The following is a 26,559-nucleotide window of genomic DNA, read 5'->3' as shown; positions in this document are numbered from 1 at the left end:
GGATACAGTGAGTTAATGATTTCTGCGAGGGGAAGGGGCTGACCATGGCGGCAGTGCAGAGGCCCGGCATTCCGACGGCGGCGGACGACGATGCCCGTACGCGGCCTGCGCACTACGCATGGTCGGCGCCATCGGTCACGACGGACGACGCAGCGGAACCGCTCGTTTCGCCGGTCAGCTCGCACAACGAGTGGGACCCGCTGGAGGAGATCATCGTCGGCCGCCTCGATGGCGCGACGATCCCCTCCAACCATCCGGTAGTGGCCTGCAACATCCCACCATGGGCGGCGCGGTTGCAGGGGCTTGCCGCGGGCGTCAGGTACCCACGCATGCTGATCGAGCCGGCGCAGCAGGAGCTCGATCAGTTCATCGCTCTCCTGCAGTCCCTCGGCATCACGGTCACGCGCCCGGACGTGGTCGACCACCGGCAACGCTTCGCCACCCCCGACTGGTCGTCGCGCGGTTTTTGCAACACCTGTCCGCGTGACAGCATGCTCGTGATCGGCGACGAGATCATCGAGACGCCGATGGCATGGCCGTGCCGATATTTCGAGACCCACTCCTATCGCGCGCTCCTCAAGGACTACTTCCGGCGCGGCGCGCGCTGGACGGCGGCGCCGAAGCCGCAGCTCACTGACGAACTGTTCGACGCGGATTTCCGTATCCCCGAGGCCGGCGAGCCCATGCGCTACATCCTCACCGAGTTCGAGCCGGTTTTCGACGCGGCGGATTTCGTACGCGCGGGACGCGACCTGTTCGTCACGCGGAGCAACGTCACCAACCGCATGGGCATCGACTGGCTGCGCCGCCATCTCGGACCCGGTTATCGCATCCACGAGATCGAGAGCCGCTGCCCCACGCCCATGCACATCGACACGACGTTCCTCTTGCTCGCGCCCGGCAAGGTACTGGTCAATCCCGAATACATCGATGTCGACCGCCTGCCCGACGTCCTGAGCTCGTGGGACATCCTGATCGCCCCGCAGCCCAACCCGATCGACGAGCGCTTGCTCAAGATGACCTCGATGTGCGGCAAGTGGCTCAGCATGAACCTTCTCATGATCGACGAAAAACGGGTGATCGCGGAGCGGCACCACACCGACATGCTGCGCGCGCTGGAAAAGTGGGGATTCGAGCCGATCCCGTGCGACCTGCTGCACTACGCGCCGTTCGGCGGCTCGTTCCACTGCGCGACGCTCGATGTCCGGCGTCGCGGCACGCTCGAATCGTATTTCCATTGATCCGCCACTGATCGTAAGTACCCGCCGGACACAGCTACTTGGCTACTTGGCTACTTGGCTACGACAGCGTGCCGGCGACCACGGATGCGGCTTCCGCGATCAGTTCATTGTCGTGGTCGGCGTTTTTTTCGCTGCGGTTCGACATGATCGCCACGACGATGGGTGCGGTGCCGGGGGGCCACACCACGGCGATGTCGTTGCGGGCGCCGTAGGTGCTCCCGGTTCCGGTCTTGTCGCCGACCACCCAGTCCTTGGGCATCCCGGCCCTGATGAGCTCTGCTCCGGTGGTGTTGGTCCGCAGCCACTTCGTGAGCTGCGCGCGTTCGCCCTTGCCGAGGGCGTCTCCGAGAACGAACGCGCGCAGGTCGCCGGCCAGCGCGCGCGGCGTGGTCGTGTCACGCGTGGAGCGTGGGTCCCATTGGCTCAGCTGCGGCTCCCGGCGCTCCATCCGGGTGACGTCGTCACCCAGCTCTTCGAGTACGGCGTCCATGCCCCGTGGGCCGCCCAGTTGGTCCAGCAGGAGGTTGGCCGCGGTGTTGTCGCTGAAGCGGACGGCGGCGTCACACAGCGCGCTCAGACTCATCCCCGTCTCGAGGTGCTTCTCGGTCACCGGGGAGTGGGCGATCAGATCGTCCCTGGAGTACTTGATCACCCGGCCCATGCCGCTCGGGGCGTACTCGCGCAGAACGGCTCCGGCGGCAAGCGCCTTGAACGTGGAGGCGTAGGGAAACCGCTCGCCATCGTTGTAGGCCACCTCGCGCCCGGTGCCCGTGTCGACGGCGTAGACACCCAGCCGCGCGTCGAACTCGCGCTCAAGCTCCTTCAACTCGCGAGCGTACGGCTTCGCAGCCGCACCCGGCCTCGCCGTCTCCTTCTGCAACGCGGACGCGGACGAGGACGAGGACGCAGCGGGAGACGGAGGCGACGAGGCCGAGGAGTCGCCTTGGCCGCAGGCGACGAGCGGGGCGAGGGAGAGCGCGGCAAGGGCACCAAGAACGGCGCGCCGGGCATGACTGTGCTGCATGCTTCAAACCTCCAGGGGCCCATACGTGGTGGTAAGTGCTGGGACCACCCTCGTGCCCGGCGGCCATGCGGTCCAATACGCTCACGCGTTGATCCATGCCCAACTGGCATAGAGGCAGGCTGCGGATCTGGCGGGAGCGTGTCGCGCGCGCTTCGGTGAGCCGTTGTTCGAGCGCACGTCGCGGCGGGCCGCTCACCCCTTCGCCGGAACATGCTGCCGACGGCCGGGCAGCTCGTGCAGGCCGGCCGATGTGCTGCTGCACGGGCGGAAGCCGCCGAGCGCAAGCCGTGGCGGTTCGCGGCCGGTCTCGCCCGCCTCGTCGCCGAGGCACGAGGGCACGGTGTCACCCTCGGCCTCCGTGTCGCGGCGCCCCGCGCAGCGCATGGAGCTCATCCACTCGCAGCAGGTGCGTGCCGCCTTGCTCGCGGTGCCCGCGGACGAGGCGACGGGGTCGGTGCCGCTCGGGCTTGCCGGTGCCCAGGATCCAGGCGGGCAGCGCCTCTACCTTGAAACGCTGCGGTTGGGAAGAGCCTCTCCCGGACCCGCCCCGCCGCACGCGGTGGGCCTGCGGCCCGCGCAACGCGTCACCGGGGCTGACGGCCCATCGGCTTCGCAGCGACGGCGGGCCCTGGGGCGCGGCCCGGAAGCTGAGCCGCACCCCGGAGATCAAGCCCGTCCGGCGATGGAGGACGACGCGCCCCTAAAGGCGCGCGGTCCCCCGCCGCCGCCACCCGCCCCCGGCGCCGTCAGGTCAGGAAGTCGCGGGCGATGTTCTCCGCCACTCGTTCCAGCAGCGGGCCCGCCTGGGCCATCGAGCGGGCCGGGTCCGGCTCCAGGTCGGCCAGGGCGTACGCGCGGCGGATGCCGGCCGTCCCGAGGACCTCCGGGGGGAGGGCCAGCCGGCCGCAAACCGCGATGACCTCGACGTTCTTGGCGCGCGCCGCCGCCGCCACGCCCGCCGGCGCCTTGCCGTGGAGCGTCTGCGCGTCGAGCGAGCCCTCGCCCGTGATGACCAGGGTCGCGCGGGACAGGGCATCGGCGAAGCCGAGCACGTCGAGCATGACCTCGATGCCGGGGCGGAAGCTCGCGCCGAGCGCGATCAGCGCGCCGTACCCGATGCCGCCCGCCGCACCCGCGCCGGGCGAGTCCGCGTACTGCGGCCCGAGTACGGAGGCGTAGTGGGCCAGCGCCGCGTCGAGCGTGGCCACGTCCTCCTCGGTGGCGCCCTTCTGGGGGCCGTACACCGCCGCCGCGCCCTTCGGGCCGGTCAGCGGGTTGTCGACGTCGCTGGCGAGGACCAGGTCCACGTCGGCGAGACGTGGGTCCAGGCCGGAAAGGTCGGCCGTCGCCAGGTCGCGCAGAGCCGCGCCGCCAGGACCGACCGGTTCGCCCGCCGCGTCCAGGAAGCGCGCGCCGAGCGCAGCCAGCATGCCCGCACCGCCGTCGGTGGTGGCGCTGCCGCCGACGCCGAAGACGATCGTGCGGGCGCCCGCGTCGAGTGCGGCGCGCAGCAGCTCACCGGAGCCGTACGTCGTCGCGGTGAGCGGCGCGAATACACCCTCGGGCAGGTGCTGGAGACCCGAGGCCTCCGCCATTTCGACCACGGCGGTGCCGTCGCGCAGCGCGAACGCCGCCGTGAGCTGCTCGCCGAGCGGTCCGGTGACCCGTACCTCCCGGCGCTCGAACCCGGCCGCGACCGCCGCGGCCACCGTGCCGTCGCCGCCGTCGGCGACAGGCAGTGCCTCGACGCTTACGCCGGGGACAACCCGCCGCAGCCCGGCCGTCACCCGCTCCGCGACCTGCACGGCCGTGAGCGAGCCCTTGAACTTGTCCGCCGCGACGAGCACGCGGGCGGTCTCAGTTACTGCTCCGTCCGTCACCTTGCTATCCCTTGCTTTCGAACAGGCAGTCGCGCCGCCCCGACCTTATCCGCAGGAAGGGGCCCCTGCCCATGGGCGTCCGGCGTGGCGCGGATCCCCCGAACGGCGCGCCAACCAGATCTTTCATATTTTTTACGCCCATAGTGGGTCGTTATGCGTACCTGCCCGATCGTCGAACGGGTTCACTCCATCGGCGGCGACCGGAGTGAAGTCGCCGCACCTCATCGCGCGCCGCGCGTCCCACCTCTCTCGCATACCAGTGAAAATCACACAAATCCCCCATGCTGGACCACCGGAAGCGGGTAGACCCGACGCATGACGCCACACAGCACGCACACGGCCGACCGGATCCTCGGTGGCTGGCTGGGCAGAATCGCGGGCAACATGCTCGGCAAGCCCGTGGAGCGCGGCGACTACTGGACGCGGGCACGCATCGACCGCTATCTGCGGCTGACCGGCGCACTCCCCCTCACCGACTACCTGCCCGAGCCCCCGTCCGCCACGACCGGTTTCGAACTGCGTCCCGAATGGCAGCACTGCGTACGCGGCCGGATCAGCGGCAGCTGCCGGGACGACGACGTCGACTACGCGATCCTCGGTCTGCACCTGCTGGAGACCCACGGCTTCGCTTTCACCACCGAGGAGGTCGGCGAACTGTGGCTGCTGCGCCTGCCGTACCTGCAGACGTTCACCGCCGAGCGGGTGACGTACCGCAATCTCGCGAACGGCCTGAGGCCGCCGCTGACCGCCACCTACGAGAACCCGTACCAGGAGTGGATCGGCGCCCTCATCCGCGCCGACATCTTCGGCTGGACCAATCCGGGCGACCCGCACCGGGCGGCCGCGCTGGCCCGCCGCGACGCCGTGCTGTCGCACACCGGCAATGGCGTGTACGGCGCGATGTGGGCGGCAGCGCTGATCGCCGCCGCTTTCACCGCGTCCGGGCCGCGCGCCGCTTTGGAGGCGGCGCTGGAGCGCGTACCGGCGAGCAGCCGCCTCGCCCGTACGGTCCGTCACACGCTCGCGCTGCACGCGGCCGGGGCGGCGTGGGAGGACACACTCACCGCGATGGACGAGGAGACGGGCCGGCTCGGCTGGATCCACGTCGTCCCGAACGCCGCGGTCATCACGGCCGGCCTGCTGTACGGCGACGGCGACTTCACCCGGACCATCGCACTCACCGTGCGCGGCGGGCTCGACACCGACTCCAACGGAGCGACGGCGGGCTCGGTGGCCGGGGTGCTGTCCGGGGCCGCCGGCATCGGACGGCAGTGGACCGAGCCGCTGGAGGACACGGTGCGCAGCGCGGTGTTCGGGTTCGACGGCGTACGGATCACCGAACTGGCCCACCGTACGGCGCGGCTGGTGCTCGGCTGAATCAAGCCTGTCCGTCAACCCCGGTGACCTCTACGGTCTGTTGCCTCAGTGCCTTCACCCGGTGTTGCACCGGAGTGCACCGAACGGACCACAGCGCGGCCTAACGTGCCTGGCATCCCCCACTCCTTCGTTCGCCCTCGTTCGCCTTCGTTCCGCTTTCGTTCCGCTTCGTTCCTCGACGAAACTTGGAGAGCCCATGCGACGCACATTCGCCGGCGGAGTCCTGACTGTCCTTGCTGCCGGGGCCCTTGTGGCCCAGGGCACCGTCGCGGCCGGAGCGGAGGAACCGTCCGAGCGGACGTCAACGGCCGCGGCGCCCAAGGGGAGACACCTGCCCGCCGAGATAAGGGGCGGCGCGTGGAAGTCCGGTCACGTCCAGGGCGTGGCGGTGGACCGCCGCAAGGGGTTCATGTACTTCTCCTTCACCAACCTCCTCGTCAAGACTGATTTGCGCGGAAATCCGGTGGGTTCCGTATCCGGATTCACCGGGCATCTCGGCGATCTGGACTACAACACGACGGACGGGCGGGTCTACGGCTCGCTGGAGTACAAGTCGGCGAAGGCCTTCTACATCGCGATTCTCGATGGGGACCGCATCAACCGCATGGGCATGGACGCGCGGACCAGCGACGTCGTGTCGACCGTCCACCTCCAGGAGGTCGTGGACGACTACACGGCCGACATGAACAGGGACGGGAAGTTCGACGGCGACACCGCCAACACCCCCGACCACCGGTACGGGTGCAGCGGGATCGACGGAGTCGCCTTCGGGCCCGAGCTCGACCGCGGCAGCCTCGTCAAGCGCGGCAAGCAGGTCCTGACGGTCGCGTACGGCATCTACTCGAACGTCAAGCGGCAGGACAACGACCATCAGGTCCTGCTCCAGTACGACGTACGGAAGTGGCGCAAGTACGAGCGACCGCTGCCGCAGAGCGCGCCGCACACCAGCGGTCCCCCGTACGTGGACGGCAAGTACTTCGTCCGCACCGGCAACACGCGTTACGGCGTACAGAATCTGGAGTACGACGCGCACACCGGCAACTGGCTGATGGCGGTCTACAAGGGCGCGAAGCCGCAGTTCCCCAACTACTCGCTCTTCATCGCCGACGGTTCGAAGCGGCCGGTCACCGGGCCGGTCACGGGTCAGCCGGAGCCGGAGGTCGGCGAGTTGCTGCCGTTGCTCCGCGCGGGGCTGCACCATGAGGCGTCGGGGACGTACGGGTGGGAGTCCGGCGGGCAGTACGGTCTGATCTCGCTCGACGACGGCCGCTTCTACCTCGTGGAGGCGGGCACGGTGGTGGAGGACGGCGTGACGAAGCAGACGGCGCGGGCGGTTCTGCACCGCTGGACGGGGCAGCCTCCGAACCCGTTCACCCCGGTCACCGACTAGACCGCCTGCGGCGGGGCTTTCCCCGGCCCCGCCGCAGCGGACCCGCCCAACCCGCACCAGCACCCGCATCCACCCGCACCCGTCCCTAAAAGAGCCGGCCGCCGGCCGTGCCGCCCGCCTCGAACGCCAGCAGCCTCCGCTTCCGCTCCAGGCCGCCGCCGTAGCCGGTGAGGCTCCCCGCCGCCCCGACCACCCGGTGGCAGGGCACGATGATGCCGACCGGGTTCCTGCCATTGGCCAGGCCCACCGCGCGGGACGCCGCCGGATTGCCGAGGCGCTCGGCCAGTTCGCCGTACGTCCAGGTCTCGCCGTACGGGATCTGCTGGAGCTGCGCCCAGACGCCGCGCTGGAACGGCGTGCCGTCGAGGCTCAGCTCCAGGTCGAACTCCTTCAGCTCGCCCGCGAAGTACGCGTCGAGCTGCCGGATGGCCTCCCGCAGGATCCCCGTCGCCCGTTCACCGAACGACTCCTCCGGCGGCCGGTGGCGCTGGTCGGTCATGTACAGGCCCGACAGCATGCCGTCCGTCGCGACCAGCGTCAGGGGACCGTACGGGCTGTCGATGACGCTGTGCTGCTTGGTGTGCGTGTGCATGTACGCGCTCCTCATACCGGGAGGTTGTTGATGGGGTGATCGTCGGTGGCCCAGAGGTACTGGACGGCGTACGCCCGCCACGGCCGCCAGGCCGACGCCCGCGCCGTGAACGCCGCCGGCGTCGACGGCAGCCCCAGCTCCCGCGCGGCCCGCCGGATCCCGAGGTCGGTCGGCAGGAACGCGTCCGGGTCTCCGAGGGCCCGCATCGCGATCACCTCGACCGTCCAGGGCCCGAAGCCCGGCAGCGCCATGAGCTGGGCGCGGGCCCGCTCCCAGTCGCTGTCGATGCCGAGCGTGAGACTGCCGTCGGCGAGCGAGGAGACCAGCGTCGTCAACGTCGTGCGGCGACTGCGCGGCAGGGCGAGCGACTCGGGGTCGAGCGCGGCCAGCCCGGCGGGGTCCGGGAAGAGGTGGGTCAGGCCGCCCCCCGGATCGTCGACCGGCGTGCCGTGCGCGGTGACCAGGCGGGCCGCGTGCGTGCGGGCGGCGGCCGTGGAAACCTGCTGGCCGAGCACCGCGCGTACCGCGAACTCGGCAGCGTCGGTCGTACGCGGCACCCTGCGCCCCGGCGCCTTGTCGACGAGCGGGGCGAGCAGCGGGTCGGTGCGCAGTTGGTCGTCGATGGCGACCGGGTCGGCGTCGAGGTCGAGCAGCCTGCGGCAGCGGCTGATGGCGATGGTCAGGTCGCGCAGGTCGGTGAGGGACAGCAGGCAGCCGATGTGGTCGGGACGCGGGGTCAGGGTCGCGATGCCGTGGCCGTACGGAAGGGTGAGCGTGCGCCGGTACGCTCCGTCGCGCCATTCCTCGACGCCCGGTACGGCGGTCGCGGCGAGGTGGCCGAAGAGGTTGGTGGGGTTGAGCGGGGCGCGGAACGGCAGCCGGAGCGAGATCGCGCCGGGGGTGTGCGGCTGCTTCCCGCCGCGGCTGCGCAGTTCGCTCGGTGACAGGGCGAAGACCTCGCGCACCGTGTCGTTGAATGTGCGTACCGACGAGAATCCGGCGGCGAAGGCCACGTCCGCCATGGGCAGCGGGGTCGTCTCGATCAGCAGGCGGGCGGTCTGGGCGCGCTGGGACCGGGCGAGGGCGAGCGGCCCCGCGCCGAGCTCGGCCAGTAGCTGGCGCTCGATCTGCCGGGTGCTGTAGCCGAGGCGCGCGGCGAGCCCCGGCACGCCCTCGCGGTCGACGACGCCGTCGCTGATCAGACGCATCGCGCGGGCGACGGCGTCGGCGCGGGCGTTCCACTCGGGGGAGCCGGGGCTCGTGTCGGGCCGGCAGCGCTTGCAGGCCCGGAAACCGGCCTGCTGGCAGGCGGCGGCGCTCGGGTAGAAGGTCATGTTCTCGACCTTGGGAGGCACCACCGGGCAGCTGGGGCGGCAGTAGATCCGGGTGGTCAGGACCGCGGTGAAGAACCAGCCGTCGAAGCGCGAGTCCTTGGACTGGACGGCGCGTACGCAACGCTCGGTGTCGGTGTGCATGGCTCAAGCATCGGGCACGCCGCGCACCCGGGGCTGGCGGGAATCCGACATCAAGGTGCGGCTGCCAGGGCTGTTTCGAACGCCTGGTACGCGGCCTCGTCGAAGAGCACGAACCGTACCTCGGTGACCGATCCGTCGGCCTCCTCCCGGACCGTACGGACGGCGATGCGCGCGCCGTCGTCCAGCGGCCACCGGAAAATACCGGTCGAGATGGCGGGGAACGCGACGGTCGCCGCCCCGAGCTCCCGCGCCACGCGCAGCGATTCGCGGTAGCAGGAGGCGAGCAGCCCGGACTGGTCCTGATCCGGCTGCCACACCGGACCCACCGTGTGGATCACCCACCGCGCGTCCAGCTCCCCCGCCGTCGTGGCGACCGCCCGCCCGGTCGGCAGCCCTTTTCCGTACTGGGAGGCGCGCAGGCGGCGGCAGTCGGCGAGGATGGCGGGGCCGCCCTTGCGGTGAATGGCGCCGTCGACGCCGCCGCCACCCAGCAGGGACGAGTTGGCGGCGTTGACGATGGCGTCGACGTGCTGCTCGGTGATGTCTCCGCGTACGAGAGTGATGGCCGTCATGGGCCCATCCTCTCCTCCCACGACTGGGTTTCAGGCCGCGCGCAGCCGCCGCCAGACCGCCTTCGCCGCGTTGTGCCCCGACATGCCGTGCACGCCGGGTCCCGGCGGAGTCGCGGACGAGCAGATGAAGACCGCCGGATGCTTGGTCGCGTACGGGAACAGGGTCACCTTCGGCCGCAGCATGAGCTGGAGTCCCGACGCCGCGCCGCACGCGATGTCCCCGCCGATGTAGTTCGCGTTGCGGGCGGCCAGTTCCGGCGGTCCCGCGGTGGCGCGGGCGAGCACGCGGTCGCGGAAGCCAGGCGCGAAGCGTTCGATCTGCCGCTCGATCGCGTCGGTCAGGTCGCCGTCCCAGGCGTGCGGGACATGACCGTACGCCCAGAAGACATGCTTGCCCTCGGGGGCGCGGGACGGGTCGACCAGGCTCGGCTGGGCGGTGATCAGGAACGGCGTCTCGGGTGCCGTACCGCCCGAGGCCAGGTTCAGCGCGGTGCCGATCTCGCCGCTGGTCGGGCCGATTTGGACGGTACCGGCCCGCCGGGCCTCCTCCGCCGCCCAGGGCACCGGCCCGTCAAGCGCGTAATCGATCTTGAATACGCTCGCGCCGTACCGGTACTTCTCGTACGCCTGCCCGAGTCCGGCGATCCGCGCCAGCGCGGTGGGCGAGGTGTCGAAGACGTACGCGCGCGCGGGCGGCAGGTCATCCAGCCGCTTGACCTCGAAGCCGGTGTGCACCACCCCGCCGAGATCACGCAGATACGCCGCGAGCGCGTCCGCGATCGACTGTGACCCGCCGCGCGGCATCGGCCAGCCGCCGGTGTGCGCGGCAAGGGCGAAGACCAGCCCGACGGCGCTCGTCGCGAGACCGCCCAGCGGCGCTATGACGTGTGCGACGAGCCCGGCGAACAGGGCGCGCGCCTTTTCGTCGCGGAAGCGGCGCATCAGCCACGTACTGGGCGGAAGTCCGTCGATACCGAACCGGGCCAGAGTGAGCGGGTCGCGTGGCAGGGCGCTGTACGGCAGCGACATGAAGTCGCGGGCCAGCGTGTCCCACTTCGTCACATAGGGGGCGACGAGCCGCCGGTACGTCCCGGCGTCCCGCGCGCCGAACGACGCGGCGGTCTCGGCGACCGACCGGGACAGGACAGCCGCGGTGCCGTCGTCCCAGGGATGGGCCATGGGCAGTTCGGGGTGCAGCCACTCCAGGCCGTACCGGCCGAGCGGCATGGCCTTGAAGGCCGGCGACCCCGCACCCAGCGGGTGCACGGCGGAACAGGGGTCGTGCCGGAACCCGGGGAGCGTGAGCTCCTCGGTTCTGGCGCCGCCCCCCACGGTGTCCAGGGCCTCGAACACCTCCACCGAGAAGCCCCGGCGGGCGAGTTCGACAGCGGCGGTCAGTCCGTTGGGCCCCGCCCCTACGACGACGGCATCGAGCATCGACGGCACCTTCGGACTCCTTCGTCAGCCGATGGCCAGGACCCTCAGGATATTCCTGGCCAGGGGACCACGGACGGCGGGAGGGGGCGGGTGGCCGGAAGTACACGCCACACCGCTACTGCCCCGCCCCGCCCTTACACCGCCCCGCCACCCAGCAGCGCGACCACCCGTGCGACCGTAGCCGCGTCCCGCGCGGCCGTGAACGGCAGTGCGTTGCCTCCCGTCAGCCGGAACCGCTCGCCCTCGACGGTCGCGTGCGAACCGCCCGCCTCCTCGACCAGCAGCAGTCCCGCCGCGTGGTCCCAGGCCAGCTCCCACGAGAACGCCACCGCGTCCAGATCGCCCCTGGCCACGGCCAGGTACTCAAGTCCGGCCGACCCGCAGGGGCGGGCCTCGACGCCCTTCACATTCAGGCCGAGCAGCGCCGCCTTCTGCCGCTCCGTCGTGAAGTCCGGATGGGACGTGGCGACCCGCAGCGTCGCGCCCGTACCCGGAACTCCCGCCCGCAGCACCTCACCGTTCAGCCGCGCCCCGCCCCCGCGCACGGCCACGGCCAGCTCGTCGAGCACGGGCGCGTACGTCCACGAGGCGAGTACGTCGCCCCGGTGCGCCAGGGCGACGAGCGTGCAGAAGCCCGCCTCGCCGCGCACGAACTGCCGGGTGCCGTCCACCGGGTCCACGATCCACACCGGCGCGTCGCCGCGCAGCGCCTCGTACACGGCCGGGTCCTCGTGGACCGCCTCCTCGCCCACGACCACCGACCCCGGCAGCAGCCGGGTCAGAGAGGCCGTGAGGTGCTCCTCCGCCTGGCGGTCGGCAATGGTGACCAGGTCGTGCGGCCCGGTCTTCTCGACGATCTCGTGCGCGGCGAGCTGGCGGTACCGCGGCAGGATCTCGGCGGCGGCCGCCTTGCGCAGGGCCTCTTCGACGTCGGACAACTTGTCATCGATCATGTATCCAGCAAAGCACGACCCGCTGACAACGCGGGCAACGCGCGGTGCCCTCACCGTCCGACCGCGTAACCCTGCATACCCCTGGGGTTCGCCGCGGCGGACAGCACACCCGTCCGCGGGTCCCGCGCGACCGCGCACAGCCGCCCCTCGGACCACGGTCCGCCGACCGTCACGTGGTGCCCCCGGCGCCGTAGCTCCCCGACGACTCCCGCGTCCATGCGCGACTCGACGGTGACGCTCCCCGGCCGCATCCCGCGCGGATGGAAGGAGCCGGGGAAGGAGTCGTTGTGCCAGTTGGGCGCGTCGATGGCCTCCTGCAGGGCGAGTGAGCCGCGCGCCGTCGCGCCGGCGAGCGCGACCGCGAGGAAGAAGTGCAACTGCCACTGGTCCTGCTGGTCACCGCCGGGCGTACCGAAGGCCATGACGGCCACTCCGTCCCGCAGCGCGAGCGACGGACTCAGGGTGGTGCGCGGCCGCCGTCCGGGCGTGAGCGTGTTCGCCAGCCCGTCGTCCAGCCACGCCATCTGCAGCCGCGTACCGAGCGGGAAGCCGAGCTCCGGAACCACCGGGTTGGACTGGAGCCAGCCGCCGCTCGGCGTGGCCGTGACCATGTTGCCCCAGCGGTCGACGACGTCCAGGTGGCAGGTGTCGCCGCGGGTCGCCCCGTTCCCGGCGACGGTCGGTTCACCGGCGCCGGGGGCCGGGTCCGCGGCCTCGGCTCCTGGCGCCCCGGCGGCGACGGCCGACGCGTGGGCGCTCAGCACGGGTGTGCGCCCCTCGGGGCTCCCTGGCCGCAGCTCCAGCGAGGCCCTGTCCCCCACGAGCGCCCGGCGCCCGGCGTTGTACGACGCCGAAAGCAGCGCGTCGACGGGCACATCGGCGGCGTCGCCGTACCAGACTTCCCGGTCCGCCATCGCCAGCTTGCACCCCTCGATCAGCAGGTGGACGTAGTCGGCGGAGCCGTACGCGGGCAGTTGCGGGGGCAGCAGCGCGAGCTGCTGGAGGAAGGCGGGCCCCTGGCTCCAGCCGCCCGCCTTGCACAGCGTCCAGCCGTTCCAGTCGTACGTGACGGGCGCCTCGTACGTCGCGGACCAGCCGGCCAGGTCGGCGGCGGACAGCGTGCCCGTGTGCCGGACGCCGCTGGTGTCCAAGGTGGGGCGGGCGGCCTGCCGTACCAGCGCCTGCGCGATGAACCCCTCGCGCCACACCCCACGCGCCGCGTCGATCTGCCGCACCCGGTCCCGGCCGCCCGCCGCCTCGGCCTCGGCGATCAGGCGGCGCCAGGTGGCGGCGAGCGCGGGGTTGCGCAGCAGCTCGCCGGGGACGGGGGCCCTGCCGCGCGAAAGGTACACCTCGGCGGACGAGGTCCACTCCTCCTCGAACAGGGCGCGCACCGTCTCCACGGTCTCGCCGACCCGCTCGACGGGCACGTGTCCGTCCTGCGCGTACCCGATGGCGTACCGCAGCACCTCGCTGAGCGACTTGGTGCCGTAATCCCGGAGCAGAAGCATCCACGCGTCGAACGCTCCCGGCACGGCGGCGGCCAGCGGCCCGGTGCCCGGCACGAGACCGAGTCCGAGCGCCCGGTAGTGACCGGCGCTCGCGCCGGCCGGTGCGGGCCCCTGCCCGCAGAGCACCCGCACCGGTGCACCTACCGGCGCGAGGATGACCGGCACCTCGCCCGCGGGCCCGTTGAGGTGCGGTTCGACGACGTGCAGGACGAATCCGGCGGCGACGGCGGCGTCGAAGGCGTTGCCGCCGTCCTCCAGGACCGCCATCGCGGACTGGGAGGCGAGCCAGTGGGTGGAGGACACCATGCCGAAGGTGCCCTGGAGGGTGGGGCGGGTGGTGAACATACGGCCTCTCCCCCCTGGCAGCTCGTCGGACTGTGCCTCAAAACGTGCGTCGCGTGTAACGCCCCCAGCGCACATAACCTGAACCCACCGCGAGACCCGGTGCCGAGGCACCGCGCAGTGGTCCATTCGGCAGCACCTTCGCCGGGCGCGGGTCTGTGGCGGCCCCCGGTGGGTAATCGCTCTCTGTGCAGCCGCTGGGTGCGCTGCTACGTGACCGCACGGGAACCACGACGAGGAAGAGGATCGATCGACCCATGCAGGAGAACACTCCATCACAGGCGGAAGGCGAACGCCCCGACGACGAGGCCAAGAAGTAGTGCCGGCAGCGTCACCCCGCCCCCGGCGGTCGATGGCGGTCTGCGCGCTGATCGGCGTGGGGATCATGGCCGGAGTCGACGAGATCGTCTTCCACCAGATTCTCGGCTGGCACCATTTCTACGACCGGTCGGTCGCCAGTATCGGTCTCCTGTCGGACGGATTGCTGCACACCGCCGAACTGCTCGCGCTGGTGGCCGGCTTCTTCCTCTTCGCCGACCTCCGCCGCCGTGACGCGCTCTCTCGCTCCCACGCCCGGGCCGGAGTGTTCCTGGGACTCGGCGGCTTCCAGTTGTTCGACGGCATCGTGGACCACAAGGTGCTGCGCCTGCATCAAATCCGGTACGGCGTCGATGTCACCCCCTATGACGTGCTGTGGAACATCGCCGGTCTCGTTCTGCTCCTCATCGGTATGGTTCTGGCCGTCCGTGCACAACGTCGCCACCGGTCCGCCTGACCATGCCGGTCCACGTCCACCCCGCGCCGGACCTCGTCGGCGTGGGTCCGTCGGAGTTGGTGACGGGCGCCGTCTCCCTGCTTGCGGCCGCCGCGTATCTCGCCGTCGCCGCGCGGCTGCGGCGACGGGGTGATCGATGGCCGGTACGCCGCGACATGTCGTTCCTGGCCGGAGCCGCCGCGTTGGCCGGCGCGATGCCGTCCGTCCTTCCGGGCGGACCGTTCACGGCCCACATGGCGCAGCACCTCCTGGGCGGTATGGCCGCACCGCTCCTGATGATGCTGGCAAGGCCGCTGACGCTGGCCCTCCGCGCACTGCCGCCGGGGGGCGTACGTCACCTGCTGGTACGCACAGCCCACTCCCGGCCTGTCACATGGCTCCTCTGTCCGCCGGTGGCGGCGGTGCTGAATGTCGGCGGACTGTTGCTGCTCTACCGGACCACCCTCCTGGCCGGCACGCACCATCAGGTGCTCCTCCATGCCGCAGTGCACGCGCATGTGCTCATGGCGGGGATACTGCTCACGGTCTCGTTGTGCCACCTGGAGCCCGTCCGGCAGCAGTGGAGCCTGTCGTGGCGGGGCGGCACGCTCCTGGCGATCGGTGCCGCGCATGCCGTCCTGGCGAAGTCGCTGTACGTGACGGCACCGCCCGGCACCTCCTACGCCCTGGCAGACCTGCGGACGGGCGCGCAGTTGATGTATTACGGCGGGGATCTGATCGAGATCGCCCTCGCCACTGTGATCGCCGCGCAGTGGTACGCCTCCACCGGGCGCGCTCTGCTGCGCTCGCGCCGCACGCCGCCGCCGCGAATGGTGTCAAAAGCGCTGTGACGGCGAGCCGGTGGCCTGCACCGCCCGGGCACACCGCCCGTCGAGCGAATGGCAGCCGATGTCGTTTCTTTGGGCGCCGAAAGGATACCTGTGGTTCATGACTGAAAGGCTTGAGCACGACGGTCGCGGCCCTGCGGACGGAGTTGTGCAGCGGGCACTGAAACGCGTACTGCCGCCGGCGTTGCGGCGAGCGAGCAAGGACTACTCCCCGCGGGAGGAGCGCCGACTCGGCGGGCACCTCGCGGCCGTAGTCGCGTTCAGTGCGTACACAGCCGCCTGGGGTGCGGCAGTCGGCATGCGGAAGACGAAATTGCCGGATCGCCACGACCCCTTGGACACGCTGTTCACGGCGGCGGCCACATTCCGGCTGGGGCGACTGCTCAGCAAAGGGTCCGTCACCAGCCCCCTCCGGGCGCCGTTCACGCGCTACAAGGAGGCGACCGGCCCAGCCGAGGTGAGCGAGAGCCCGCGCGGAGGCGACCTCAGGTCGACCGTGGGCGAGCTCGTCACCTGCCCGTTCTGCCTGAGCGTCTGGCTGACGACCACCATCACCGGTGCCCACCTGCTGTGGCCGCGTGCCACGCGAACCGTGACGGGCGCTCTCACCGCCCTTGCGGTCGCCGACACCATGCAACTGGGATACGACTGCCTGGTACAGAAGAACACCGAGTGAGCCGAGGCGGTGCCCTCAGCCAGTCGTGAGCTGCCTGAGGGCAGTGCTTACAGTTCAGCCGTCGTGGCCCATTGCTTTGCGTACGGCGTCCTTGGTGCGGTCCATCAGGGCGGCCACGGGTCCCAGCGCGACGTTCGCTGCGGCTGACTCCACTCCTGGGTGAGGCCGGGTGGGCGCCATGGCTTCGGCCGCCTTGACTCCTTTGGCCATCAAGGCGAGTTTGGCGGCGTCCGTGCTGCGGCGAATGTGGGTGAACTCGTAGCGTTCCTCGGCACGTGCGTGCGCCTGGACGTCTTCCCTCAGGGCCAGCAGCCGGGGCAGGAACTTCGGGTCGTCGATGTCCATGTCGTCGAGCGCCGACAGTGCTTCCTTGGCCGCCCGCTCCTCCGCCAGCCGGTCCTCGACGACCTGTTCACCGCCCGGAAGACTCCGGCGGGCGAAAGGATGCACCACCTCTTCCTCAGCCGTCTCGTGCACCGCCAGGAGACGCACGAGGCGACGGAAGGCGTCCTTCCTCCTGTCACCTGTCGACTGCTCGACTTCGTCGAAGAGGTTACGGATGTCTCCGTGCTGGCGCATGAGCAGCGCCACCACGTCGTTGTCGGCCGCGTGGTCGTCACCGGCCCGGTGGGTGTGGATCTCAGTCATGTGAATCCTTCCCGTCAGGTGTTCTCGCGCATGGCGGGGTCAGGGTGCTCGCCCTCGGTCTCCAGCCGGTACTCGCGGCCGAACATCTGGTCGTGCTGGGTCATCACCCGTTCGCTCGGCGGCTGTTCGCCTCCATGGATCTGCTCCTGCATCTGCTCGAAGCGCTCGTGCGCATCACGGACGTAGCCGGCACCGAGGGTCGTCAGGTCCATCTGCGTGTCGAGCAGCTCCCGCACGTACGCCTTGTTGGGTTCGAACGTCAGGACGTTGGGCAGCCGCGGCGCCAGCACTTCCTGGGGCTCGCGGCCGTCGTGGCGCCGCATGAGGTCACAGGCGATGTGCAGGTGCTCGAGCTCCATGTTCAGGTGCAGGTCCCAGATCGCCTTGACCTTGGGGTCGCTCTCCTGCTCCATGAACGAGTAGTACAAGTAGCACTCGTTGTACTCGTGATTGACCAACTGCTCCCACCACGTCTCACCCGGGTCGACGAGCGACTCGTAGTGAGTCACGTGCTCCTCCTCGATCAACCCGATCTCCTGGTAGAGCTGCCGGGCGATCGGCTCCATGTAGGTGGGGCCGGTGTTCATGTAGAAGTTCATCGTCTGCTGCTCGGCCGACAGGACCGTCAGCGCGTGCAGCTTGGACAGCGGATCGGTCCGCGTCCGGTCGTACGGGTCCCGGACGTTGTCCACCGGATTGCGGTGATGGAACTTGGTGGGCCTGCCGGGCATGACCTCCGTCAGACCGTCGACGATCGACTCCGCCTTGCGGTGCTCGATCATCTCGTACAGGTTCGCGTACCGGTACAGGTGATCGAAGTCCTCCAGCACACCGAACTGGTACGCCTGCTGCAGATACGGGTCCGGTTCCATCCGCGCGATCCACGCGGTCAGGTCTACCGCCACCTGCTCGTAGGCGATCGTCGTCTCCAGAACAGACGACACTCCGGGCAGCAGCCAGTTCACTGCCTTCTGCTGCTGCGCCTCGATGTAACGGGTCCTCGCGAGCTGCCTCTTGATCTCCGGATCGGCCGTATTACGGGCGAGCTGGTGGCTGAACATAATCGCCTCCACCTCGATACCGTTCATCGTGATGATCCGACACCGCGTGTACGGATCACAGTGATCAGGGTCGATCGGCTCTACATTCAGCTCACGCCAGTTCCTGAGCTGGCGGTCCAGCGGAATACCACGCTGCTCCAAGGGATTGAACGTCATCCGGGTCTCCTTGAGGAACCGAGGTTCGAACTGCCGGAGTACCCCGGTACGCCTTGTGCACACGGGGCACGACAGAACGTCGGCCATGCTCCGGGTCCCATGAGCGGCGACTGCGGCACCGCGCGCCGGGCAACCCCACTCTCACCCGTCCGTACCACCAATGAAGCGGCAGTGGGTTGGTGTGCAAGAGCTTGGACCAGGGGTGCCGAAGCCGCCTGCAGGAGAGAGAACCTGCTGGTCGGTGTCCTCGGATTCATTCCCGGATCGTTCGTTGGCGTATGGGAAAGGGAGGAAAGGGCATGACTCGTTCGATAGCCGAACAGAGCATCCAGGAACTCGGCGGCGAGGCCAGCGTCTTGGCACGACAGCGACGTGACCACGCCGAGCTCGACCGCCCGATGAACCTCTACGAGTCCGGCAGCGAAACGCAGGACGAGCAGCGACGGATACTGAAGCAGATCGTTCAGCTGACCTTCAGTCACGCCTTCGCCGAAGAGGTCGTCTTGTGGCCTGCGCTCCGGCGTCTCGCCCCGGACGGTCAGGAGCTCACTGCCCAGGTGGAGGAGGAGCACCAGGAGATCAACAATCTGGTCGCCGAGATGGAGCGCATGGAGCCCCAGGACGCCGGTCACGACCAGCTGGCCGGCCGGGCCTTCGCGTTGATCCGGCAGGACATCCGAGACGAGGAAGACCTCCTGCTGCCGCGGCTGCAGGAGGCGCTGGACCGTGCACGCCTGCGGAAGCTGGGATCCGCGTGGGAGACCGTTCGCCGTACGGCGCCCACCCACCCGCACCCAGCGGTGTCGCGTCGGCCTCCCGGCAACGCGGTGGCCGGTGTTCCGCTCAGCGCACTGGACCGCGCTCGCGATCTTCTGCCTGTCGGCACCCGCGCGCCGAACAGCCGGCGGCTGGTCCTGGCAGGGTGCGCCGTACTCGCAACGTGGCTGGTCGTCACTGCCGTACGACGCCGACACTGAGCGAGCTCCCGGCCGGCTGGGGGCCTGCTACCGCTGTCGGTCCCGAGCTCTCGGCCGGCGGCGCGGCGACCACCCACTTCAACGGGTAAAATTACCCCAAATAGGTGATCGCCTGGGTGCCTCTCCCCAGCGCAGGCCCGCTCGCTACGCACGAGCTTTTCTCAGAGGCGCGCCGTCACGCGCACGGGGCCCAGGGATGGTCGTCCAGCCACACCCGCACCGGCCGGGAGGCACGCAATGGATCCATGGCTGATCTGGTTGATCGTCGCAGCGGTGCTGGCTGTCGCAGAGATCTTCACTCTCACTGCTGCCCTCGGAATGCTGAGTGTGGCCGCGCTGGTGACGTCGGGATTCACCGCAGTCGGGCTTCCGCTGGTCTGGCAATTCCTGGTGTTCACCATCGTCGCAACCGTCAGCGTGCTGTTCGTGCGTCCCGTTGCGCTGCGCCACATGCTTCAGCCCCAGGCGGAGCGCTTCGGCATTGACGCACTGGTCGGCAGGGCCGCCTATGTGGTCTCCGAGGTGACGGCCCTCGGGGGAAGGGTTCGCATCGGCGGCGAGGAATGGACGGCCCGCGCCTACGACGAAACGCTGGTGATCCCTCCCGGAACGACCGTCGACGTCATAGAGATCAGCGGCACCACCGCACTCGTCTACCCACGGGAGTGAGCCATGGAAGCCTCGGCGTTCCTCGTCGCCGGACTGCTCGTCGCGCTCTTCGCAGTCTTCACCGTGCTGCGAGCGGTACGCATCGTGCCCCAAGCACGCGCACGCAACGTCGAAAGACTCGGCCGTTACCACCGCACACTGAAGCCCGGCCTCAACGTAGTCATCCCCTACATCGACCGCGTCCATCCCGTGATCGACCTGCGGGAACAGGTCGTCTCCTTCCAACCGCAACCGGTCATCACCGAGGACAACCTGGTCGTCGAGATCGACACCGTCCTGTACTTCCAGGTCACCGACCCACGAGCGGCTTTCTACGAGATCGCGAATTTCCTCCAGGCCGTCGAGCAGCTCACCGTCACCACCTTGCGCAACGTCGTGGGATCCATGGACCTGGAAAAAACTCTCACCTCACGCGACACCATCAACAACCAGCTCCGTGGCGTACTCGATGAGGCCACGGGCAAGTGGGGGCTGAGAGTCAACCGGGTGGAGATCAAGGCCATCGACCCCCCGCAGTCCATCAAAGACGCGATGCAGAAGCAGATGCGGGCCGAGCGGGACAAGCGGGCCGCGATCCTGGGGGCCGAAGGACAGCGCCAATCACAAATACTCACCGCTGAAGGCGACAAACAGTCCGCCGTCCTTCGGGCGGAGGGCAACCGCACCGCCGAGATCCTCAAGGCCGAGGGACAGTCGCGCGCCATCGACGAGGTGTTCCAGGCAGTACACCGCAACGACCCCGACCCCAAGCTGCTCGCCTACCAGTACCTCCAGATGCTGCCCCAACTCGCGCAAGGCCCGGGAAGCACATTCTGGGTGATCCCCAGCGAGGTCACCTCCGCGCTCCAGGAGGTCTCCCGCGCCTTCAGCGAGGTGCTGCCCCAGTCGCCGGCCACCCGTGAGAAAGCGTCGGACGACAGGGCTGCCCAGGCCGCCGACGACGCTGCTCAGGCGGCAGAAGCGGCCGCTGAGGCCCTCGCCGACGCAGCAAAAGCGGATGGGGTCACCTCCGGCAGCCTTCCCGGACCACCTCTCGCTGACCGCGGACGCAGCGGACCGGGCGAACCCTGAGGTGCAGACGCACCCGGCCACCGACGACGAACAGCACGGCCGGCGGCCGACTGCGGTGAGTCCCGGTCGCTCCCACGTGAGGTGCATGTCATGCCCGACCACCCGCCTGATGGCTTCGCGGAGATCTTGTTCATCGGCAACGCCACACTGCTCATCCGATACGGGCCGCTCACGCTGCTGACGGACCCGAACTTCCTTCATCGGGGCAGCTTCGCGTACCTCGGCAACGGGCTCTTCTCGCGCCGACTGACCGAACCCGCTGTCGGAGTCGGTGATCTGCCGTCCGACCTGGACGCCGTAGTCCTCTCCCACCTGCACGGCGACCACTGGGACCGGGTCGCCCGCCGGGGCCTCGACCGCGGTGTGCCCATCATCACCACACCACACGCGTCCCGCCGGCTGCAGGGGCTGCACGGCTTCACCCGCGCGGTGGGTCTGCGCACCTGGCAGTCCGAGCTGCTGACGCGCGACACGACGCAGGTACGCGTCACCGCCCTGCCGGGCCGGCACGGACCGCGTGGGGCGCAGGTGTTCCTGCCGCCGGTGATGGGCAGTCTGCTCGAGTTCGGCGCGGTGGGCGCTGCCCCGGCACTTCGGGTGTACGTAACCGGTGACACGACGGTGTTCCCCGGAATCGCGGAGATCGCCCGGCGCTTCCCAGCCCTGCACTGGCCGTGATCCACCTGGGCGGAACGACGCTGCCGGGCGGCCTGCTGGTCACCATGGACGCACGGCAAGGAGCAGACCTCGTCCGGGCCGTCCGCCCGCACCGGTTGCTTCCCGTGCACTACGAGGAGTACGGGGTCATGCGCTCCCCGCTGTCCGACTTCCTCGCGGAGGCGAGCAGCAGGGGCTTCGCCGCCGATGTGGTGCACTGCGAGCGGGGCCGAAGCGTCCTTGTCGGCCCCGGTGCCGAAGAGGTGACTCTGCTCCCGCGGCACGTGCGGCGATGACGCGGGGTCTCCGACGCGGGGGCTGTGCAGCGACTGCGCGGAGGCCAGAGCGATGCGGGTCTGTCTCATCCGGGAGGGTGGCCCCTGCCCAGCAGGACGCTTCCGGGTTCGTAGACCGCCCACGCCACTCCGACCATGTGGCGCCCGCCGACGAGCATGGGGTGCGTGCCGTCGGGCGGACAGACGCGGAAGTCCGCGCGGGGGATGGCAAAGACAGACAGGTACAGCTGCCCGCGCAGGTCCCACGGTTCCGGTGGATATCCGTGCGGTTCGGAAGGCCGTGCCCTGGCGATGTGTGGGTCAGCCATGTGTCTCAGCCCCGGACACGCCCTCCTCCTGGACGGGTGAGGCTGTTTCGGTGCCGCCGTGCCATTCGCACAGCAGGACGGTCGCGTCATCGGTGAGGTGTCCGTCGTGATGCTCGAGGACAGCGCGGACGAGTCGGCGCAGGGTTTCGGGGGCTGCGAGGCCGTCGGCCTGGTGGCGGATGACGAAGTCGACGAAGCGGTCGCGGCCGAACTCGTGCCCTTTGGCGTCGCGGGATTCGATGATGCCGTCTGTGTAAAGCAGCAACTGGTCGCCGGGCTCCAGTTGCTCGCGGCACAGGACCGCCGGTAGGCCCAGGTCGGTGCCCAGCGGGTGGCTGGGTGCGCAGTCGAGGTGGGCGGTCCAGCGTCGGCCACGGATCAGGACCGGTGGATGGTGCCCGCAGTTGACCCAAGTCAGCAGACCGGTGTTCAGGCCGAGGTCGGCCAGCACCGCTGTCGCGTAGCGGGAATGGGCGAACTGCTCCATCAATGTGGCTTCGATGGCGTCGCGGGCCTCGGGGAGGCCGCTGCCCTGGCGTCGCTGGTTGCGGCAAGTGGCCATGGCGAGATTGGCGGTCAGTCCCGCCGAGGTGTCGTGGCCCATGGCGTCGAAGACCGCCAGGTGGGCCGTGTCGCCGGCCAGGGCGTAGTCAAAGGCGTCACCCGCAGTGGCGTACGCGGGCTCCATCGCCGCGGCGATGGTCACCCGCTTGTTGGCGAAGGTCCGCGGCGGCATCAGCGTCCACTGCATCTCCGCGGACACCGACATGGGGCTGACGCGGGTCAGGCGGGCGTAGGAGTCGCTGTGGTGCCGTTTGGAGACCAGCAGCATCCCCACCAGCGACGCCAGATCTTCCATCGTTGCCTGCGTTTGCTCGTCCGGCTCATCATCAGTTACGACGCTCAGGGCACCGAGGCGTTCTGTACCGTCCAACACGGGCAGCCAGTGCTGGACACGACCGTCGACGGGTGCGGAGTGGGACTGCGCACTGCGGAAAACAAGACCCGCCAGCGTGGTGTCGATCCGCAGCTCCTGCCCACCGTGCCCGGCGTCCACGCCCCGCCCGGTGGCTTCCCGCAGCACTACTTCCTGAATATCGGCCACGTAGATACGCGCTCGGTGCAGCCCGGCCTCGCCCGCGTGTCGGTCAACGAGGGCCGGCAGCTCCTCGAATGCGGAGAGGTGGCTCATCCGCAACAAGGCGCGGAGCATGCGAGCGCAATCCTCGAGCGAAGCCATGTCGGTCAGCCTGTCGACAGGGACCGCCCGCATCCCCCTGCCGGCCCCATGGCCCCATGGCCCCAAGAGGCACTGTCTTGTTTCCGGCAGACGAACCGAGAAGCCCAAAACGGACGTCACAGCACGTATATCCCGACCGTGGGCATCCACACTCCAGCTCTGCCACCTGGTCGCGGGTGAATCCCGACGAGGGCGCATGAGTGACCAGAGGGAGAGGCCGCCTAAGTCGGCGAAGGGCTGGGACGAGCGTCGGGCTGTGGTCACTCGTGCCGGTGGACCCGTGAAAGGATCCGGAAGCAGCATCCCTGCAGGTCAGCGCCACGCGTCTCTGACCACGTTGCAGGTCAGGTCTGCGCGCCCTTCGGGGTCACCAGGCCCGACTCGTAGGCGAAGACCACGAGCTGGGCCCGGTCGCGGGCGCCCAGTTTGATCATCGCGCGGCTGACGTGGGTCTTGGCGGTGAAGGGGCTGATCACCATGTGACCGGCGATCTCCTCGTTCGTCAGGCCGTGGGCCACCAGCGCCGCGACCTCGCACTCGCGTCGCGTGAGCGTCTCGAAGCCGGGGGCCGTGCGGCGGTCCGGCGGGCGGGCGACGAACTCGGTGATGAGGCGGCGGGTCACGGACGGTGAGAGCAGGGCGTCTCCGCGGGCCGCGATGCGGATGGCCTGGAGCAGCTCGGCCGGTTCGGTGTCCTTGAGGAGGAACCCCGCGGCCCCGGCGCGCAGCGCGTCGAAGACGTACTCGTCCAGTCCGTAGTTGGTGAGGATGACGACGTGCACCCCGGCCAGCGCCGGGTCGGCGGCGATGTGGCGGGTCGTCTCGATGCCCGTCATCACCGGCATCTGCACGTCGACGAGCGCGACGTCCGGGACGTGCCGGCGGGCGAGTTCGAGCCCCTGGCGGCCGTCGGCGGCCTCGGCAACGACCTCGATGTCGTCCTCGGCTCCAAGCAGGGCGCGGAAACCTGCCCGCATGAGTGCCTGGTCGTCGACGATCAGCACCCGGATCACGTCGCTCACCGCACCCCCAGCGGCAGTTCGGCGCGTACGCAGAAGCCGCCGCCGGGGCGCGGAGCCGTGTGCAGGGTGCCGCCGAGGGCGGCGACGCGCTCTCGCATGCCGGTCAGGCCGGTGCCGGGGGCGGGGGGTGATCCGCCGAGGACGGCCGTGCCCTCGTCCTCGACGTGGATGGAGAAGTGGTCGGCGGCGTAGGCGAGTCGTACGGACGTCTTCGCGCGGCCCGCGTGCCGGGCGACATTGGTGAGTGCCTCCTGGACGATGCGGTACGCCGCCCGGTCGACGTCATCGGGCAGCGGGCGCTCGGTCCCGGTGACGCTCACCGAAGCCGTGAGGCCGGCCGTACGGGCCCGCTCGACCAGTTCGCCGAGCCTCGCCAGGCCGCTGCCCGGCGCCACGACGTCCGTACGCAGCACCTCCAGCGTCGCCCGCAGCTCGCGCATCGCCTCGCCGCTCGCCTCCTGGATGGCGAGCAGCGCCTCCGGCACATCCTCGCCCCGCTTGCGCGCGAGATGGACGGCCACTCCCGCCTGGAGCTTGACGATCGAGATGGAGTGGGTGAGCGAGTCGTGCAGCTCACGCGCGATCCGCAGCCGCTCCTCCCCCGCCCTGCGCAGCGCCGCTTCCTCCCTCGTACGTTCGGCCTCGGCCGCGCGCTGTTCGGTCTGGCGGAGGTACGCCTGCCAGTTCCTGTCGATGAGTCCGGTCACGCCGGCGCAGACGAACCAGCCGTGCAGCAGCAGCGTCCGCTCGATCCCGTCCCCCGACGGGCTCGCGAGGAAGAACCCCACGAGGAAGACGACGCTCACCCCGACCGCCGCCGCCCGGTGCCCGGCCCTGGTCACGACGTGCACCCCGGCGATGACCGGGAAGGCCGCCGAAGTGCCCGGATTCGCGTGGACGACGTAACCGAGCATGCAGGCGGCGGTGAAGACCAGGGACACCACCGGGGCCCTGCGGTGCACCGCGAGCGCGAGCGAACCGGCCGTGATCAGGACTACGTCGGCGGTACTGGGGCCGGGGCCCGACACGGCGAAGGCGGCGAGCAGGACGGCGCCGCCGATGACGGCCGCGAGTGCGGTGTCGACGAGCCCCGTTCGCCAGGCGCCGAGCTCCCGCATCTCCCGCTGCTCCCCCTGCTCCCCGCGCATGCCCGCACCCTAGACGCCGCTCGCGGTCCCGCGCCTCCTCCGGAGAGACGGCTTTCGCACTACTACCGGGGAAGTAGAGGCGGCGTGACAGTGGGGTGGCCGGCGCAGCCGGGAATGCCTCCGGCCGTACGACGACCGGGGCGGGGCCGGCGGGCGAGCATCGTCCCCATGACCGGACCCTTCCGCTACACCGATCCCGTACCTCCCAAGGCCGCGGCCGGCGTCACCGCCGAGGTGTACGCCCAACTGGCCACCGATTTCGGCATCAAGGACGCCACGACCTTCGTCGTACTCTCCCCCTCGCCGCCGCTGCTGACCGGCGCCTGGGCGCTGCTGCGCGAGTCCCTGCTGGCCGGGCAGGCTTCCCGTACGGCCAAGCAGGTCGTCGCGGCCGGGGTGTCGCTCGCCAACCGCTGCCCCTTCTGCGTCGACGCGCACACCGTGCTGCTGCACGCCACCGGCGACCACCACCTCGCCGAGGTCGTCGCACGCGGCGAGATCCCGGCGGACCCCGGGCACGCGGCGCTGCTCGCCTGGGCGAAGGCGACGCGGACGGGAGACGCGGGTGAACCGCCCGTCCCCGCCGCGCACGCACCCGAGTTCATCGGCACGGCGCTCGCCTTCCACTTCATCAACCGGATCGTGTCGTCACTGCTGACGGAGAACATGCTGCCGGGCAACGCCCAGCGGTACCGCCTCGTACGCTCCCTGGCCGGCCGGTCCCTGTCCCGCACGGTGCGCCGCCGGCTGACGCCCGGAGCCAGCCTTGGCCTGCTGGAAACGCCGGGTCCCGAACCGTCCTGGGCGGGCGGTTCCCCGGCCGGCACGGCCTATGCGGGCCTCCGGGAGGCAGCGCGCCTCGGCGGCGGGCTGCTGTCCGACGAGGACCGGGCATACGTACGGGACGCGGTCGCCGCGGCCGGCGGTGCGCATCCGCGGCTGACCGGCGACTGGCTGCCGGGCCGGGAGGAACGCCCCGGCGCGAGGCTCGCGCTGCTGGCCGCCGTCGCGCCGTACCGCATCACGGACGAGGACGTGGCGGCCTGGCGCGGCCCGCAGCACACCGACCACTGCCTGGTCCATCTGATTGCGTACGGCGCGATCACCGCCACCGAACACATCGAAGCCGCCCTCACGGCCCACCGGGAGCCCGCATGAGCGGCTGTACGGCGCGGGAGGCCGCCCGCCGGGCCGGGCGGGGGGGCGTGTTCTGGGCGTGGACGCCTTCCGCACT

General features: G+C 70.2%; 25 protein-coding genes and 1 pseudogene. 11 read left to right on the top strand and 15 right to left on the bottom strand.

Features of this window, described 5'->3' with window-relative positions; genetic code table 11:
* Window positions 1-44: 44 nt before the first annotated feature.
* Window positions 45-1,241, top strand: coding sequence for an amidinotransferase (locus G412_RS34700; protein WP_078607025.1), 1,197 nt, complete (start codon window positions 45-47; stop codon window positions 1,239-1,241).
* Between the two features lie 58 nt (window positions 1,242-1,299).
* Here G412_RS34700 and bla read toward each other — a convergent pair whose 3' ends face one another.
* From bla to G412_RS0116020, 3 genes are all read right to left on the bottom strand, one after another.
* Complete coding sequence (gene bla, locus G412_RS0116030; RefSeq protein ID WP_028812971.1) at window positions 1,300-2,265, bottom strand: class A beta-lactamase; 966 nt, start codon at window positions 2,263-2,265, stop codon at window positions 1,300-1,302.
* Between the two features lie 192 nt (window positions 2,266-2,457).
* Window positions 2,458-2,658, bottom strand: a complete 201-nt coding sequence (locus G412_RS39680; protein WP_157839108.1) for a hypothetical protein — start codon at window positions 2,656-2,658, stop codon at window positions 2,458-2,460.
* 353 nt (window positions 2,659-3,011) lie between these two features.
* The gene (locus tag G412_RS0116020) at window positions 3,012-4,145 is read right to left on the bottom strand and encodes a glycerate kinase (protein ID WP_028812969.1); all 1,134 of its coding nucleotides are present in this window, start codon (window positions 4,143-4,145) and stop codon (window positions 3,012-3,014) included.
* Window positions 4,146-4,460: 315 nt separating this feature from the next.
* Between G412_RS0116020 and G412_RS0116015 the strand changes: the two genes are divergently transcribed.
* Both G412_RS0116015 and G412_RS0116010 read left to right on the top strand, forming a co-directional pair.
* Window positions 4,461-5,522, top strand: coding sequence for an ADP-ribosylglycohydrolase family protein (locus G412_RS0116015; protein WP_028812968.1), 1,062 nt, complete (start codon window positions 4,461-4,463; stop codon window positions 5,520-5,522).
* A gap of 196 nt (window positions 5,523-5,718) precedes the next feature.
* Window positions 5,719-6,912, top strand: a complete 1,194-nt coding sequence (locus tag G412_RS0116010) for a hypothetical protein (protein ID WP_028812967.1) — start codon at window positions 5,719-5,721, stop codon at window positions 6,910-6,912.
* A gap of 85 nt (window positions 6,913-6,997) precedes the next feature.
* Here the strand turns inward: G412_RS0116010 and G412_RS0116005 are convergent, their stop codons facing one another.
* From G412_RS0116005 to G412_RS0115980, 6 genes are all read right to left on the bottom strand, one after another.
* A complete protein-coding gene (locus G412_RS0116005) occupies window positions 6,998-7,504 on the bottom strand; it encodes a methylated-DNA--[protein]-cysteine S-methyltransferase (protein WP_244283020.1) in 507 nt (168 codons plus the stop codon).
* A gap of 11 nt (window positions 7,505-7,515) precedes the next feature.
* Window positions 7,516-8,979, bottom strand: a complete 1,464-nt coding sequence (locus G412_RS0116000; RefSeq protein ID WP_028812965.1) for an AlkA N-terminal domain-containing protein — start codon at window positions 8,977-8,979, stop codon at window positions 7,516-7,518.
* Window positions 8,980-9,029: 50 nt separating this feature from the next.
* Window positions 9,030-9,551 (bottom strand): O-acetyl-ADP-ribose deacetylase, encoded by a 522-nt coding sequence (locus tag G412_RS0115995; protein ID WP_028812964.1) that lies wholly within the window; start codon window positions 9,549-9,551, stop codon window positions 9,030-9,032.
* A gap of 30 nt (window positions 9,552-9,581) precedes the next feature.
* Window positions 9,582-10,997: a phytoene desaturase family protein gene (locus tag G412_RS0115990; RefSeq protein WP_028812963.1), complete on the bottom strand. Its 1,416-nt coding sequence runs from the start codon at window positions 10,995-10,997 to the stop codon at window positions 9,582-9,584.
* A 125-nt stretch (window positions 10,998-11,122) separates the two neighbouring features.
* Entirely contained in the window at window positions 11,123-11,941 is an 819-nt protein-coding gene (locus G412_RS0115985) for an inositol monophosphatase family protein (protein WP_028812962.1), read from the bottom strand.
* 50 nt (window positions 11,942-11,991) lie between these two features.
* Window positions 11,992-13,797 carry a gamma-glutamyltransferase family protein gene (locus tag G412_RS0115980; RefSeq protein WP_028812961.1) on the bottom strand — a complete coding sequence of 602 codons (1,806 nt, stop codon included), beginning with the start codon at window positions 13,795-13,797 and terminating at the stop codon, window positions 11,992-11,994.
* 349 nt (window positions 13,798-14,146) lie between these two features.
* Here G412_RS0115980 and G412_RS0115975 point away from each other — a divergent pair, with 349 nt between their 5' ends.
* The 3 genes from G412_RS0115975 to G412_RS0115965 all read left to right on the top strand — a co-directional run bounded on the left by G412_RS0115975 (window position 14,147) and on the right by G412_RS0115965 (window position 16,072).
* On the top strand, window positions 14,147-14,569 hold the full coding sequence (locus G412_RS0115975) for a DUF2243 domain-containing protein (protein ID WP_051338392.1): 423 nt from the start codon (window positions 14,147-14,149) through the stop codon (window positions 14,567-14,569).
* A gap of 2 nt (window positions 14,570-14,571) precedes the next feature.
* Window positions 14,572-15,399, top strand: coding sequence for a cytochrome c oxidase assembly protein (locus tag G412_RS0115970; protein WP_078607023.1), 828 nt, complete (start codon window positions 14,572-14,574; stop codon window positions 15,397-15,399).
* Between the two features lie 97 nt (window positions 15,400-15,496).
* Window positions 15,497-16,072, top strand: a complete 576-nt coding sequence (locus tag G412_RS0115965) for a DUF1360 domain-containing protein (protein WP_078607021.1) — start codon at window positions 15,497-15,499, stop codon at window positions 16,070-16,072.
* A 54-nt stretch (window positions 16,073-16,126) separates the two neighbouring features.
* On the opposite strand, the gene G412_RS0115960 is transcribed toward G412_RS0115965, so the two are convergent.
* Window positions 16,127-16,720: a hemerythrin domain-containing protein gene (locus G412_RS0115960; RefSeq protein ID WP_028812957.1), complete on the bottom strand. Its 594-nt coding sequence runs from the start codon at window positions 16,718-16,720 to the stop codon at window positions 16,127-16,129.
* 14 nt (window positions 16,721-16,734) lie between these two features.
* Window positions 16,735-17,937 (bottom strand): hypothetical protein, encoded by a 1,203-nt coding sequence (locus G412_RS0115955; RefSeq protein WP_028812956.1) that lies wholly within the window; start codon window positions 17,935-17,937, stop codon window positions 16,735-16,737.
* A 299-nt stretch (window positions 17,938-18,236) separates the two neighbouring features.
* Here G412_RS0115955 and G412_RS0115950 point away from each other — a divergent pair, with 299 nt between their 5' ends.
* From G412_RS0115950 to G412_RS34695, 4 genes and pseudogenes are all read left to right on the top strand, one after another.
* Entirely contained in the window at window positions 18,237-18,914 is a 678-nt protein-coding gene (locus G412_RS0115950; protein ID WP_028812955.1) for a hemerythrin domain-containing protein, read from the top strand.
* Between the two features lie 237 nt (window positions 18,915-19,151).
* Entirely contained in the window at window positions 19,152-19,583 is a 432-nt protein-coding gene (locus G412_RS0115945) for an NfeD family protein (RefSeq protein WP_028812954.1), read from the top strand.
* A gap of 3 nt (window positions 19,584-19,586) precedes the next feature.
* The gene (locus tag G412_RS0115940) at window positions 19,587-20,654 is read left to right on the top strand and encodes an SPFH domain-containing protein (protein ID WP_028812953.1); all 1,068 of its coding nucleotides are present in this window, start codon (window positions 19,587-19,589) and stop codon (window positions 20,652-20,654) included.
* A 90-nt stretch (window positions 20,655-20,744) separates the two neighbouring features.
* A pseudogene (locus G412_RS34695) lies at window positions 20,745-21,607 on the top strand (MBL fold metallo-hydrolase).
* Between the two features lie 65 nt (window positions 21,608-21,672).
* Here G412_RS34695 and G412_RS0115930 read toward each other — a convergent pair.
* From G412_RS0115930 to G412_RS0115915, 4 genes are all read right to left on the bottom strand, one after another.
* Window positions 21,673-21,915: a hypothetical protein gene (locus G412_RS0115930; protein WP_028812952.1), complete on the bottom strand. Its 243-nt coding sequence runs from the start codon at window positions 21,913-21,915 to the stop codon at window positions 21,673-21,675.
* Entirely contained in the window at window positions 21,908-23,155 is a 1,248-nt protein-coding gene (locus G412_RS0115925) for a PP2C family protein-serine/threonine phosphatase (protein ID WP_028812951.1), read from the bottom strand. The genes G412_RS0115930 and G412_RS0115925 overlap by 8 nt, the downstream gene beginning before the upstream one ends.
* 344 nt (window positions 23,156-23,499) lie before the next feature.
* Window positions 23,500-24,168 carry a response regulator gene (locus tag G412_RS0115920; protein WP_051338405.1) on the bottom strand — a complete coding sequence of 223 codons (669 nt, stop codon included), beginning with the start codon at window positions 24,166-24,168 and terminating at the stop codon, window positions 23,500-23,502.
* 5 nt (window positions 24,169-24,173) lie between these two features.
* Window positions 24,174-25,325, bottom strand: a complete 1,152-nt coding sequence (locus G412_RS0115915) for a sensor histidine kinase (RefSeq protein WP_244283018.1) — start codon at window positions 25,323-25,325, stop codon at window positions 24,174-24,176.
* A gap of 168 nt (window positions 25,326-25,493) precedes the next feature.
* On the opposite strand from G412_RS0115915, the gene G412_RS0115910 reads away from it, so the two are divergent.
* A complete protein-coding gene (locus G412_RS0115910; RefSeq protein WP_028812948.1) occupies window positions 25,494-26,483 on the top strand; it encodes a carboxymuconolactone decarboxylase family protein in 990 nt (329 codons plus the stop codon).
* Window positions 26,484-26,559 lie beyond the last annotated feature (76 nt).

It is taken from the genome of Streptomyces flavidovirens DSM 40150 (genome assembly GCF_000429085.1).
GTDB classification, from domain to species: domain Bacteria; phylum Actinomycetota; class Actinomycetes; order Streptomycetales; family Streptomycetaceae; genus Streptomyces; species Streptomyces flavidovirens.
The sequence above is the reverse complement of the archived record's forward strand: the minus strand, read 5'-3'. Positions and strand labels throughout refer to the sequence as shown.